Here is a 12,660-nt window from a genome sequence, read left to right as displayed (position 1 = left end):
AAACGACAAAGAAAAAAAAAAAAAAGAAACCACACCAAACCAAACCAAAACCTACCCCCCCCCCCCCCCCCCCCCCCCCCCCCCCCCCCCTTCGCGCTGGTTGGCTCCTCGTGAGCCGGCGGCGCGGGGCCGCTACGACATGGTGCCGGGCGTCAGGCGCCCTTGTCGCCCTTCATCTTGCCCAGGGCGTCTTGCGCCATGTCTTTCGCCTTGTCGGCGTATTCGTCCATCTTATCGCCGATGGGCGATTCCTTGGCCTTGTTGTACAGATCCTCGGCCTTGTCCTTCATGTCGCCTGCGTTCTCCGAGAGCTTGTCCTTGGCCTCGTTGAACTTGTCCTGCATCCCCACGATGAACCCCTCCCTACGTGAGTCGGTTTCACTATAGGGGCGGTCCGGGGGCCCCGCCGGGTTTCGGACTACATCCCAGGTCGATCCCCGAACGCTACTGGAGGATGACGCCGGACGGGCCGGTTGCGCCTTACGGTCAGACCATGAACGACATGGAACCCACCGCGCGGGCCCGCACCGCGATCGTCATCGGCGGCGGCGTAGGCGGCCCCGTGGCCGCCCTGGCCCTGCGCAAGGCCGGTATCGAGGCCACCGTGTTCGAGGCCTACCGGCCCGGCACGGGCTCCAAGGGCGGGCCGCTGGGGCTCGCCGCGAACGGCCTGAACGCGCTGCGCGTGGTCGGCGCCGACCGGGTCCTGACCGACGAGGGCATCCCGACGCCGCGCATGATCATCCACTCCGGCTCGGGCAAGGTCCTCGGCACCGTCGAGTCCGCCACCGACCTGCCGACGAACACGACGATCCCGCGCGGCCGCATGGCCGAGCTGCTGCAGGGGCACGCGGCCGCCTCCGGCATCCCGATCGTGTACGGCAAGCGCTTCGTGGACGCGGTCGACACCGGTCACAGCGTCATCGCCCAGTTCGACGACCACACCACGCACGAGGCGGACCTCCTGATCGGCTGCGACGGCATCCGCTCCACAGTGCGCGGCCTCATCGACCCGGCCGCGCCGAAGCCGCGCTACACGGGCCTCATCGGCCTCGGCGGCTTCGCCGACAACCCGCTCGGCGTCAGCGACACCGGCGGGTCCTTCCACATGGTCTTCGGCCGCAAGGCCTTCTTCGGGCACGTCTCGGACGGCGAGCGCACCGGCTGGTTCGCGAACCTGCCGTTCAAGACCTTCACCCGCGACCAGCTACGCGACACCTCGTTCGAGCAGTGGATCGCGTTGATGCGCAGGCTGTTCGCCGACGACAACAGTGCGGCGCTCCAGATCCTCGACCACGTGACGCCCGAGTCCTTCATCCCGGCCTCACCGTTGGAGGACCTGCCGCACGTCCCCGTCTGGTCCAAGGGCCGGATCGCGCTCATCGGCGACGCCGCGCACGCCACCTCGCCCTCCTCAGGCCAGGGCGCGAGCCTCGCGGCCGAATCGGCCGTGGAACTGGCCCGCTGCCTGCGCGACCTGCCCGTCCCGCAGGCGTTCAAGGCCTACGAGCACGCCCGCCGCGACCGCGTCGAACGCGTGATCGCCACCGCGGCCCGCACCAACCAGTCCAAGGCCGCCGGCCCGGTCGCGTCGCGCTTCCGGGACGCGCTCATGCCGTTCTTCATGGAGCGCTTCACGACCCCTGAGAAGATGGCCTGGCAGTACGCCCACGCCATCGACTGGGACGCGCCCGCGGTCTAGCGGGTGGTGAGTTGGGTGAGGTCGTCGATGAAGCCCTGTTCGGCTTCGGTGACGGCGACCTTCCTGCTGAAGAAGCCGCCTGATTTGGACTTGGAGGCTTCGGCGACGCGGGTGGCGAGGGTGATGAGCCAGGCGCCGTAGGCGTCGGCGTCGGATTCGTCGGCCTTCTCGCGCAGGAGCGCCATCGCTTCGCCGGACTGCTTGAGGGCCAGGGCCATCGCGCCGTCGGCGAAGGGGACGTCGCGGTCCTCGGCCTCGGGGTCGGTGCGCTCGCGGATGGCGAGCGCGACGGCCTTGACGAAGGCGTTCCCGTCGCGCTGGGCGTCCTTGAAGACCTTGGCCCCGGCCGTGACCTCCTTGAGGAACGCGAGGGCGTTGGTGGAGCCGTCAGCGGCGATGGCGCCCTTCAAGACCGCGCCGGGGGCCTCGGTTACAAGCGAGAGTTCGTCCTCGGTGAAGGCGGAGAGATCCGTCAACGGTGGTCCTTCTCAGGTTCAGGAACGCTCGGCACCCGTGAGGCGGTAGGCGTCGTACACGCCGTCGACCTTGCGGATGACCTTGATGATGTGGTCCAGGTGCTCCGGGTTCGCCATCTCGAACGTGAAGCGCGACAACGCGACCCGGTCGCGGGTGGTCGTCACGGTGGCCGAGAGGATCGAGACCCGCTCGACGGACAGGACCTGCGTGACGTCGGCCAGCAGCCGGTGCCGGTCGAGCGCCTCGACCTGCACGGTGGCGATGAACGTGGCCTGGTCGTCCTCGTGGGACCAGTGCACTTCGAGCACGCGGTCGGGCTGCAGCTCGATGCGCTCCTCGGCGTTCTCGCAGTCCCTGCGGTGCACCGAGATCACGTGGTACCGCGTGGCGAAGCCGATGATCGGGTCGCCCGGGATCGGGTTGCAGCAGTGGGCGAGGCGCACCGGCATCTCGCCCTCCTCCATGCCCGCCACGGTGACGGCGGCGTGGATGTCGCCGTGCGCCTCGGGCACGATCCGCGCGGGCTGCGTCGGCGCGGTCGCCTCGGCCATGTCCTCGGCGGCGCCCTCGGCCCCGCCCTGCACGTCGAGGAGCTTCTGCACGACCTGCGTGGGGGAGACGTGGTGCTCCCCGAGGGCCGCGTACAGCGCCTCGACGTCCTTGAGGTTCAGGTCCTTCGCGAGGGACGTGAGGTTGTCGTGGGTGAGCATGCGCTGCAGCGGGAGCCGCCGCTTGCGCATGGCCCGCGTCAGCTCGTCCTTGCCCAGTTCGATGGCCTCTTCGCGGCGCTCGCGCTTGAAGTGCTGCTTGATCTTGGTGCGGGCGCGCGGGCTCTTGACGAAGCCCAGCCAGTCCTCGCTGGGGGAGGCGTCCTGGGAGTTCGAGGTGAAGACCTCGACGACGTCGCCGTTCGACAGCGTCGACTCCAGCGGCACGATCTTGCCGTTGACCTGCGCGCCGATGCAGCGGTTGCCGACCTCGGTGTGCACGGCGTACGCGAAGTCCACCGGGGTCGAGCCCGCCGGGAGGGCGATCACGTCGCCCTTCGGCGTGAACACGTACGACTCGGAGGAGGCGAGGTCGAAGCGGAGCGCGTCGAGGAACTCGGACGGGTCGGCGGCCTCGCGCTGCCAGTCCAGGAGCTGGCGCAGCCAGGCCATGTCGTCGATGTGGGCCGGGGGACCGGCCACCGTGGAGTTCTTGGTCTCCTTGTACTTCCAGTGCGCGGCGATGCCGTACTCGGCGGTGCGGTGCATCGCCCACGTGCGGATCTGGATCTCGACGGGCTTGCCGTTCGGGCCGATCACCGTGGTGTGCAGCGACTGGTACATGTTGAACTTCGGCATCGCGATGTAGTCCTTGAAGCGCCCTGGCACCGGCTGCCAGTTCGCGTGGATCACACCGAGGGCCGCGTAGCAGTCCCGTTCGCTCTCGACATGGATGCGCAGGCCCACCAGGTCGTAGATGTCGTTGAAGTCGCGGCCGCGGACGATCATCTTCTGGTAGATCGAGTACAGGTGCTTCGGGCGCCCGGAGACCTCGGCCTTGATGCGCGAGTTCTTCAGGTGGTCCTTGACCTGCGCGATGACCTGCTGCAGCAGCATCTCCCGCTGCGGGGAGTGCTCCGAGACCAGGCGCGCGATCTCCGAGTAGCGCTTCTTGTAGAGCGTCGCGAAGGACAGGTCCTCCAGCTCCCACTTGATGGTGTTCATGCCCAGGCGGTGGGCGAGCGGGGCGAGGATCTCCAGGGTCTCGCGGGCCTTCTGCTCCTGCTTCTCGGGCGGCAGGAACGTCAGGGTCCGCATGTTGTGGAGGCGGTCGGCGAGCTTGATGACGAGCACGCGCGGGTCCTTGGCCATCGCCACGACCATCTTGCGGATCGTCTCGGCCTTCGCCGCGTCGCCGAGCTTGACCTTGTCGAGCTTGGTGACGCCGTCGACGAGCAGGGCGACCTCGCCGCCGAACTCCTCGGAGAGCTCCTCGAGCTGGTAGTCGGTGTCCTCGACCGTGTCGTGCAGGAGCGCGGCCACGAGCGTGTTCGTGTCCATGCCGAGCTCGGCGAGGATCGAGGCGACCGCGAGCGGGTGCGTGATGTACGGGTCGCCGGACTTGCGGAACTGCCCGTTGTGCAGCTCCTCGGCCCGCGTGTACGCCTGCTGGAGCAGCCGCACGTCGGCGCGCGGGTGCGCGGCCCGGTGGGCGGCCACCAGCGGTTCGAGGACCTCGGGAAGCTGCGAGGACTGCCAGGGCGCGTTGAAGCGCGCCAGGCGGGCCCGCATCCGCCTCCCGGTGGGGGGCCCGATGGGGCCGCCGGAGGTCGGCGCGGCGTCAGGTGACTTGCCGGACGCGGCTCGTTCGGTCACCACGCACGCCTCCTCGGTGTCAGCACGGCACAGCTTCGCAAATGTTCAACAAAGCGTCGACATCAATCCTAACCGCGAGGGGTGGTGTGATCCGCCACCGATGCCCGGAGGCGGACCCACCCGTCGTGCTACATGCCCGGGACGACCACTTCCACGGCTCCGGCCGCGGCGACCTGCTCGACGAGGTCGAGGCCCTCGGTCACCTGGCCGAGGATCGTGTAGTCCGGCGGCAGCTGCGTGTCCTGGTACACGATGAAGAACTGGCTGCCCGTGGTACCCGCTCCGGCGTTGGCCATCGCGATGGTCCCGGCCGGGTAGTTCGCCGCGGCATCGACCGGCAGGTTCTCCTCGCCGTACGAGTAGCCCGGGGAGCCCTGGCCCGCCATCTCGGGGGTCCCGGCCTCGATCGCGGCGCGCGCGTCGGGGTCGCCGCACTGGAGGACCCAGATGCCGTCGATGACCAGGCGGTGGCACTGCTGGTTGTCGAAGTAGCCGTCCTGGGCGAGGTGCGTGAAGGAACCGGCGGTGCACGGGGCTTCCGCGGTGTCGATCTCCGCGGTGATCGTGCCCAGGTTGGTCACGATCGTCATCACCTGCTTGCCCGCGGCGGGCTCGGTGGCCGCCGGGGTCGGGCTGGTGCCGTCCGCGGAGGTGTACATGCAGTCCTCGGTCGCGGTGGCGTCCGGGGTGCTCATCTGGACGCACTCGAGGTAGACGTCCTGGGCGGGCTGGCCGTCCGTGATGCCTTCGGTGGCGGTGCCCAGGGCGCCCTCGCCGCTGGGCTCGATCCCGTCGCAGCGGGTCGAGGCGGCCTTGGCGTCCTCGACGAGCGACGCCATGTCGCCGCTGAGCGCGCCGGCGTCGTCCCCGTCGTCCTTGCTGAGGTTCACAGTGACCACGATCGCGGCGGCGACCAGGACGAGGGCGCCGCCCACGACGCCGACGATCCAGCCGTTCTTGCGCTTGTGCTGCTCACGCTCGGCCTTGGCGGCCATCCTGTCCTGCAGCTGCTGCCGGGCGGCCAGGCGCTGGGCTTGTTTCGACGCCACCGTCGATCTCCTTCGTCGCGCGTTCGGGGGTACTTACTCGGTCGTTTCGGAGGGGGACTCGGCGGGGGCTTCGGAGGTCGCCTCCGCGCTCGGGTCGGTGGCACTGGGGTCGGCCGGGACGGTCTCGGTGACCTCCGAGGTAGGGGTCTCCTCGGCCGCGGGCTCGTCGTCCCCGAAGAACCAGGACCCCGACTGCCACAGGTAGACGAGGGTCAGCACCGCGGCGATCGCGAGGAGTCCGCCCAACGCCTGGAGCTGCCTGCGGCGGCGCAGCCTGTCCGCGAGCCGCGCGTTCTTCTTCGCGTTCGCGATGCGCTGCTTGCGCTGCTCCATGTGCTTGGACTTGGCGGGCACCTGGCCTCCTACGACTGCCGGTCTCGGCGGTGCCTGCGAACCGTAAGGCCGCACACCGCCATTTCAGGGGTTACGAGTTCCGCAGTTTAGCCGGGACAAGTCAGACGCGTCACCGCAGGATGCCCGGTGTATCCTGACCCGGCGAAGGGAGGGGGAGCGGTTGCTCATCGAGACGCTGGTGGCGGATGCGTTCGGCACGAACTGCTACGTGCTGTCGGCCGGTCCCGCATCCGAGTGCGTGGTCGTGGACCCGGGCATCGGCATCGCGCCCCGCCTGGACGACCTGCTCAGCGAGCGCGGCCTCAAGCCCGTCGCCGTGGTCCTCACGCACGGGCACCTCGACCACACCTTCTCCGTGTCCCCGGTATGCGGCGCGAGCGACATCCCCGCCTACATCCACACCGACGACCGGCACCTCCTCGAAGACCCGGCCAGGGGATTCAGCGCGAACATGATGTCGCTCGTGGGTACCGGCCTCGAATGGACCGAACCCGACGAGATCGTGGCCCTCGCCGACGGCGGGGTCTTCGACCTCGCCGGGATGCGCTTCACCGTCGACCACGCGCCCGGCCACACCGCCGGGTCGGCCATGTTCCACACCGCCGACGCAGAGGGCCTGTACACGCTCACGGGCGACGTGCTCTTCCGCGGCGCGATCGGCCGCACCGACCTGCCCGGCGGCAGCGACGCGGCCATGCAGGACACCTTGCGCGACAAGGTCCTCCCGCTCGACGACGCGACGATCGTCCTGCCCGGGCACGGCCCCAGCACCACCATCGCGGTCGAACGCGTCCGCAACCCGTACCTCAAGCGCGCCGCGCAGCATTAGCCGCGCACTGCCGCGCCGCACTCTTTCTCAACGAACAACGCTAGGAGACCGCCATGTCACGACCCCAGCCGCTCTCGGGGTTCCCCGAACTGCTGCCCCGGCAGCGGATCGTCGAGCAGCAGGTCGTCGACCACCTCCGCCGCGCCTTCGAACTCCACGGCTTCGCGAACCTCCAGACCCGCGCCGTCGAACCCATGGACCAGCTGCTGCGCAAGGGCGAGACCTCGAAAGAGGTGTACGTCCTGAGCCGCCTCCAGTCCGAAGGCGACGAGGGCGACGTCGGCCTGGGCCTGCACTTCGACCTCACGGTGCCCTTCGCGCGCTACGTCCTGGAGAACGCCGGGAAGCTCAACTTCCCGTTCCGCCGCTACCAGATCCAGCCGGTCTGGCGCGGCGAGCGCCCCCAGCAGGGCCGTTTCCGCGAGTTCTGGCAGGCCGACATCGACATCGTGGACGTCGGCGAGCTGCCCGCCCACTACGAGGTCGAACTGCCGCTCGTCATCAACGACGCCCTGCGCGGCCTCCCGCTGCCCAAGGTGCGCATGCACGTCAACAACCGCAAGCTCTCCCAGGGCTTCTACCAGGGCCTCGGCATCGCCGACACTGAAGAGGCGCTGCGGATCATCGACAAGCTCGACAAGATCGGGCACGACGCGACCGCGAAGCTCCTCATCGACCGCGTGGACGCCACCCCCGAGCAGGCCGAGGCCTGCCTCAGGCTCGCCTCGATCCGCGCCGAGGACACGTCCTTCGTCGAGGAGATCCGCGCGCTCGGGGTCACCGACCCGCTCCTCGACGAGGGCCTGAGCGAGCTCGCCGCCGTCGTGGAGGCCGCCGCGAAGGAGGCCCCCGGCTTCGTCGTCGCGGACATGAAGATCGCACGCGGCCTCGACTACTACACCGGCACGGTCTACGAGGTCTTCATCGAAGGCCAGGAGCACCTCGGCTCGGTGTGCTCCGGCGGGCGGTACGACACCCTCGCCTCCGACGGCAAGAACACGTACCCCGGTGTGGGCCTTTCGATCGGCGTCTCGCGCCTGCTCGTCCCGCTCCTCAACGCGGGCACGCTCACCGCCGACCGCGAGGTCCCCACCTGCGTGCTCGTCGCCCTCGCCAACGAGGACGAGCGCTCCGCCGCCAACGGCCTCGCCCAGCGGCTTCGCAAGCGCGGCATCCCGACCCAGGTCTCGCCTTCGGCCGCGAAGTTCGGCAAGCAGATCAAGTTCGCCGACAAGCGCGGCATCCCGTTCGTCCTCTTCACGAACGACGAAGGCGCCCAGATCAAGGACATCCGCTCCGGCGACCAGGTCACCGTGGACGTCGACGCCTGGAACCCCCCGGCCGAGGACCTGCACCCGAACATCGTCACCGCCTAGCGAGACGGAACGGGCGCCCTCTGTCTTGAGGGCGCCCGTTCCGCTACGCCGCCAAAGTGACTCGTTCGGGCCTGCCCGCGGGCAGGTCGTGCGCGAAGCTCCACACCGCGATCCGGCACAGCGCCTCCTTGTAGCCCGCGGCGGCCCGGCCGGTCAAGTACCCGCGCCTGGGCTGGTCCGCAGCGGTCACGAACTGCACCACCGCGTCCCGGCGGCCGAGGCTGATCGTCTGGTGGAAGTACCGCACTCGCAACGTCGGCGGGCGGCGCCCGGCGATCCCGGCCGCGAGGTGCCCGGCGGCGAGCCAGCCCGTCGGCATCCCCGACGAGCACGACATCCGCAGCGGGCGCCCGCCCGGCCCCGTCGCGAGCGCCGCGTCCCCGACCGCGAACACCTCGGGGTGCGAGACCGAGCGCATCGCCGCGTCCACGACCACCTGCCCGCCCGCGTCCACGCCGAGGCCCGAGGCCGCCGCGACCGGGTTGGGCGCGAAGCCGATCGCGCCGATCGCGACATCGGCCTCCAGGACCGTGCCGTCCTCGGCGATCGCGCCATCCGCAGTGAAGCGGTTGACCCTGACGCCTTCGCGCACACTCACACCCAGGCGTTCCAAGCCCCGGCGCAGGTGCGCCCTTGCCCCGGGGACGAGCCAGCTGCCGAGCCCGCCCGAGGTCGCCAGCGCCATGTCCAGGTCCGGCCGCGCTTCGGCGATCTCCGAGGCGACTTCGAGTCCCGTGAGGCCGCCGCCGACGACGAGGACGCGTTCGCCTGGCGTAGCCCAGGTCAGCCTGCCGCGCAGGCGCGTCGCGCTGACGGCCGAGGCCGCGTTCCAGGCGTGCGCCTCGCCGGGGAGCGGGGCGCTGCTGCTGCCCAGGGCGTAGACGAGCGAGTCATAGGAAAGCGGTTCGCCGTCGGCGACGACCGTGCGGGCGTCGGCGTCCACGGTCTCGACCCGCGCGCAGTGGAACCGGACGCCGGACCCGTCGAGCAGGCCGGTCAGCTCGTACCGGGGGAGGTCCTGCCCGGCGGCGACCTGGTGCAGGCGCAGGCGTTCGACGAAATCGGTGCGGTCGTTGACCAGCACGATCTCGGCGTCCGCGCCGCGCAGCAGGGTGCCGAGCCTGCGGGCGGCGGTCAGGCCGGCGTACCCGGCTCCGAGGATGACGATGCGGTGCGGCATGTCGGTGCTCCTTCGCTGTCGGTGATGCGACTAGACGAAGGAGGCGGGGGAGTTCCTGACAGCAGGAGGCCGGACGAGAGCGGCCTCACAGGTTCACCAGGCGGCGAGCAGCGGTTCGCCGTGGGACCGGGCCGCCCACTGCTCGCTCAGGCGCGCAAGGCGATCGGGGGCGGCGTAGCTGTGCAGTGCCCCGATCCGGCCGTCCTCGTCGAGCTCGATGGTCATGACGCCGACGACCTTCCCGCCGATGACCGCGACCGCCGCCGGGACGCCGCTGACGAGCTCCGCGTAGATCGCGGGCACGCCGCCGACGAGCCGGTGCTTGGCGGGCGTCGGTTTGTACGCGGCCCGCAGGTACGCGGCCACCGCCGCCGCACCCAGGTACCGGATCGGCTCCAGGAGCAGCCCGGCGGTGTCGGACACTGCGGTCGCGTCGTCGGCGAGCAGCGCGACGAGCGGCTCGGTGCGCCCGGTCGCGGCAGCGGCGAGGAACGCCTCGACCACGCGTCTCGCGTCGTCCCGGCTCGCCGCTTTCCGCGGCGCCCCGCCCACGCGCGCCTTGGCCCGGTGGAGATGCTGCTGGCTCGCGGCCTCCGAGACGTCGAGCATCTCGGCGATCTCCTTGTGCGAGTAGCCGAACGCCTCCCGCAGCACATAGACCGCCCGTTCAGGCGGCGTCAGCCGCTCCATGAGCCGCAGGACCGCCAGCGACACCGATTCGCGCTGCTCAGCGCTCTCGGCGGGCCCGAGCACCGGGTCGGCGTCGAACACCGGCTCCGGCAACCGCTCGAACCCCCGCTCACGCCGCGCCGGCGCCGACCCCAACCGGTCCATGCACAGGTTCGCGACCACCCTGGTCAGCCACGCCTCCGGCACCGCGATGCCCCCGCGATCGGCCCCCTGCCACCGCAAGTACGCGTCCTGCACCGCATCCTCGGCATCGGCCGCCGACCCGACCAACCGGTACGCGACAGCCAGCAACCGAGGCCGGCAAGCCTCGAACACCTCCGCTGCGGCGGTCTCCATCGATGCCGGGGTCCTTTGCTAAAACCGAAGCGGGCGCCCACCGGACGCCCGCCTCACGTTCGGATCGCTAGCTGATGATGTCGGCGACGGACGGCGCGGTCGGAGAGCGCTTCACCCAGAGCTGGATCTTGGCAGGGTCCTGGCAGGATTCGATCTTCCGGCGCTGGTTCTCGGTGATCGTCAACCCGCGCGCTTCGATGAAACCGAGCAGGGCTTCAGCCCTACCTTCGATCTTGCCTCGGGCTTCACCTCGGGCTTCGCGGTCGGCGAGGAGCTTGCTCTGGTACGGGTACGTTTCTTGCTGCATCAGGGCCTCCAGGATCGTGCGGGGGCGCTCGCTGAGCTGCCCCAACATGTACTCAGTGTATCGTTTGGCGGTTTCTTCCGAGCGCGGCGCGAGTTCCGCTTCGGCGGCGATGAGGAGTCGTTCGATGTCGTCCGAGTGCTCGTGGATCAGGGTCCCCAGCACCATCTGCTCGGCGAATTCCCCGGTCTCCGAGTTCTGGAAGAGCTTGGGGTAGTTGGCGGGGCTGAGCACCTGCATTTGGAAGGCGCTTCCGGGCTGACCGGTCTCGATCGGCTCGGCCGCCCACGCGGCCACCGCGGGATTCGGGCAGATCACGATCAGCACCACCGGTGCTTTGATGCGGTGGCGGAAGTTCACCTGGTACGCGGGCCACGAGAACAGCTTGCGCTTGTCCTTCTCGCGCTGGACCTCGATGACGATGCCGAGTCGGTACTGATTGCCTTTTCGACAGACGACCACGTTGTCGGCATTGAGGTCTCGGATCTCGGGGTCGGTGCCGGACTCGGAGTACGGCAGTACCGCATCGTGATCGGGGATCGGGAGGCTGAGGATGTCGCCGGCGAGTTCCACCGCGAGGCCCGGTTTCTCTCGGCACAGCTTCAATGGTGTGTCGTGTACGTGTGTGGTCACCCATACGAGGCTACGAATCACCCGGACGGTGACAAAACGCGTAACCTTTGTCATTTTCTCGTTAGAGACGGACTTCACCTCTGTCGCGAGAAGGCGGCAGAGGTGAAGTCGTTGCAGGGGTTAGGCGAGGGCTTTGATGTTCGTGCCCTTGGCCGCGGCGGGTTGGGCGATGCGCTTGCGGCGCTGGGGGATGCCGAGGGTCGGGTTGGCGGTGCCCCAGGCGGCGCCCTTGCAGATGAACTCCTTGTAGAGGGCGGCGGTGCGGCCGCTCAGGAAGCTGGTCTTGGCTTTGTCGTCGGCGGTCACGAACTGGATCAGGCCCTCCTTGCGGCCCAGCGAGATGCACTGCTGGGCGTAGGCGAGCGGGACCTTGGCGGGCTTGGCGCCGGTGAGTTCGGCGGCGATCGCGTCGGCGGCGATCCAGGCCATCGGGATGCCCGAGGCGCACGACATGCGCAGCGGCTTGCCGACATCGCTCATCGCGAACCCCGCGTCGCCGACGGCGTACACGTCCGGGTGCGAGACCGAGCGCATGTCGCCGTCCACGACGATCTGGCCCCGCTCGGTGACCTCCATCGTGGTCGCGGCGGCGATCGGGTGCACCGCGAAACCGGTGGTCCAGATCGTCAGCGCCGAGGGAATCGTCCCCGCCTCCGTCTCGACCGCGTCGGCCCGGACGCCCGTGACCCCGGCGTGCTCATGGACGTGGATGCCGAGCTTCGCGGCGACCTTGCGCAGGTGCGCGGCGGCTCGCGGGGTGAGCCAGTCGCCGAAGCCGCTGCGGACGGCGATCGCGACGTCCAGGTCCGGCCGGGCCTCGGCGATCTCGGTGACCGCCTCGACGCCCGTGAGGCCGCCGCCGACGATGACGACCGACTGACCGGCGTCCATGCGCGCCAAGCGCTCCCGGGCCTTCAGCGCACCGGGGCGGCTCGCGATCTCGTAGGCGTGCTCGGCCGTGCCGGGGACGCCCATGTCGTTCCAGCCGCTGCCGAGGGCGTACACGAGCGTGTCGTACCGGAGCTCGGCGGCGCCGTCCGCGTCGACGACCGCCACGGTCTTGCGGTCGGCGTCCACGGCGGCGACCTTGGCGAGCCGCAGCTCGACCCCGGTGCCCGCCAGCATGTTCGCGAGCGGGCGCGGCTTGAGGTCCTGCCCGGCGGTCACCTGGTGCATGCGGACCCGCTCGACGAAGTCGGGCTCGGCGTTGACGAGGGTGATGCTGACGTCCTCGGTGCTGACCTTCCGGGCGAGACGGCCGGCGGCGCTGGCACCGGTGTAGCCGGCGCCGAGGACGATGATGCGGTGCTGCATGGTCTTGCTCCTGTCTGATTCGGGTTCGCCACTTGAACCGGGCGGCCCCGCGA

At 69.9% G+C, this 12,660-nt stretch carries 12 protein-coding genes; 3 read left to right on the top strand and 9 right to left on the bottom strand.

The window, feature by feature from the left end; all coding sequences use genetic code 11:
- Positions 1 to 152 precede the first annotated feature (152 nt).
- Positions 153 to 350, bottom strand: coding sequence for a YtxH domain-containing protein (locus ACZ60M_RS23290; protein ID WP_465421301.1), 198 nt, complete (start codon positions 348 to 350; stop codon positions 153 to 155).
- A gap of 143 nt (positions 351 to 493) precedes the next feature.
- Between ACZ60M_RS23290 and ACZ60M_RS23285 the strand changes: the two genes are divergently transcribed.
- Entirely contained in the window at positions 494 to 1,702 is a 1,209-nt protein-coding gene (locus ACZ60M_RS23285; RefSeq protein ID WP_465421299.1) for an FAD-dependent oxidoreductase, read from the top strand.
- Here ACZ60M_RS23285 and ACZ60M_RS23280 read toward each other — a convergent pair.
- The 4 genes from ACZ60M_RS23280 to ACZ60M_RS23265 all read right to left on the bottom strand — a co-directional run bounded on the left by ACZ60M_RS23280 (position 1,699) and on the right by ACZ60M_RS23265 (position 5,945).
- Positions 1,699 to 2,178 carry a hypothetical protein gene (locus ACZ60M_RS23280; protein WP_465421298.1) on the bottom strand — a complete coding sequence of 160 codons (480 nt, stop codon included), beginning with the start codon at positions 2,176 to 2,178 and terminating at the stop codon, positions 1,699 to 1,701. The genes ACZ60M_RS23285 and ACZ60M_RS23280 overlap by 4 nt on opposite strands.
- Before the next feature lie 18 nt (positions 2,179 to 2,196).
- Positions 2,197 to 4,545, bottom strand: coding sequence for a RelA/SpoT family protein (locus ACZ60M_RS23275; RefSeq protein WP_465421296.1), 2,349 nt, complete (start codon positions 4,543 to 4,545; stop codon positions 2,197 to 2,199).
- Positions 4,546 to 4,670: 125 nt separating this feature from the next.
- The gene (locus ACZ60M_RS23270) at positions 4,671 to 5,591 is read right to left on the bottom strand and encodes a peptidylprolyl isomerase (RefSeq protein WP_465421294.1); all 921 of its coding nucleotides are present in this window, start codon (positions 5,589 to 5,591) and stop codon (positions 4,671 to 4,673) included.
- A gap of 33 nt (positions 5,592 to 5,624) precedes the next feature.
- Positions 5,625 to 5,945 (bottom strand): hypothetical protein, encoded by a 321-nt coding sequence (locus tag ACZ60M_RS23265; RefSeq protein ID WP_465421292.1) that lies wholly within the window; start codon positions 5,943 to 5,945, stop codon positions 5,625 to 5,627.
- Between the two features lie 160 nt (positions 5,946 to 6,105).
- On the opposite strand from ACZ60M_RS23265, the gene ACZ60M_RS23260 reads away from it, so the two are divergent.
- Positions 6,106 to 6,774, top strand: coding sequence for an MBL fold metallo-hydrolase (locus ACZ60M_RS23260; protein ID WP_465421290.1), 669 nt, complete (start codon positions 6,106 to 6,108; stop codon positions 6,772 to 6,774).
- Between the two features lie 53 nt (positions 6,775 to 6,827).
- Positions 6,828 to 8,150, top strand: a complete 1,323-nt coding sequence (hisS, locus tag ACZ60M_RS23255; protein WP_465421288.1) for a histidine--tRNA ligase — start codon at positions 6,828 to 6,830, stop codon at positions 8,148 to 8,150.
- Between the two features lie 43 nt (positions 8,151 to 8,193).
- Here hisS and ACZ60M_RS23250 read toward each other — a convergent pair whose 3' ends face one another.
- The 4 genes from ACZ60M_RS23250 to ACZ60M_RS23235 all read right to left on the bottom strand — a co-directional run bounded on the left by ACZ60M_RS23250 (position 8,194) and on the right by ACZ60M_RS23235 (position 12,607).
- Positions 8,194 to 9,330 (bottom strand): NAD(P)/FAD-dependent oxidoreductase, encoded by a 1,137-nt coding sequence (locus tag ACZ60M_RS23250; RefSeq protein WP_465421286.1) that lies wholly within the window; start codon positions 9,328 to 9,330, stop codon positions 8,194 to 8,196.
- A gap of 93 nt (positions 9,331 to 9,423) precedes the next feature.
- Positions 9,424 to 10,356: a sigma-70 family RNA polymerase sigma factor gene (locus tag ACZ60M_RS23245; protein ID WP_465421284.1), complete on the bottom strand. Its 933-nt coding sequence runs from the start codon at positions 10,354 to 10,356 to the stop codon at positions 9,424 to 9,426.
- 67 nt (positions 10,357 to 10,423) lie between these two features.
- Positions 10,424 to 11,293: a hypothetical protein gene (locus tag ACZ60M_RS23240; RefSeq protein ID WP_465421282.1), complete on the bottom strand. Its 870-nt coding sequence runs from the start codon at positions 11,291 to 11,293 to the stop codon at positions 10,424 to 10,426.
- Between the two features lie 120 nt (positions 11,294 to 11,413).
- On the bottom strand, positions 11,414 to 12,607 hold the full coding sequence (locus ACZ60M_RS23235) for an NAD(P)/FAD-dependent oxidoreductase (RefSeq protein ID WP_465421280.1): 1,194 nt from the start codon (positions 12,605 to 12,607) through the stop codon (positions 11,414 to 11,416).
- Positions 12,608 to 12,660 lie beyond the last annotated feature (53 nt).

This window comes from Glycomyces sp. NPDC050141, assembly GCF_055586545.1.
The sequence above is the reverse complement of the archived record's forward strand: the minus strand, read 5'-3'. Positions and strand labels throughout refer to the sequence as shown.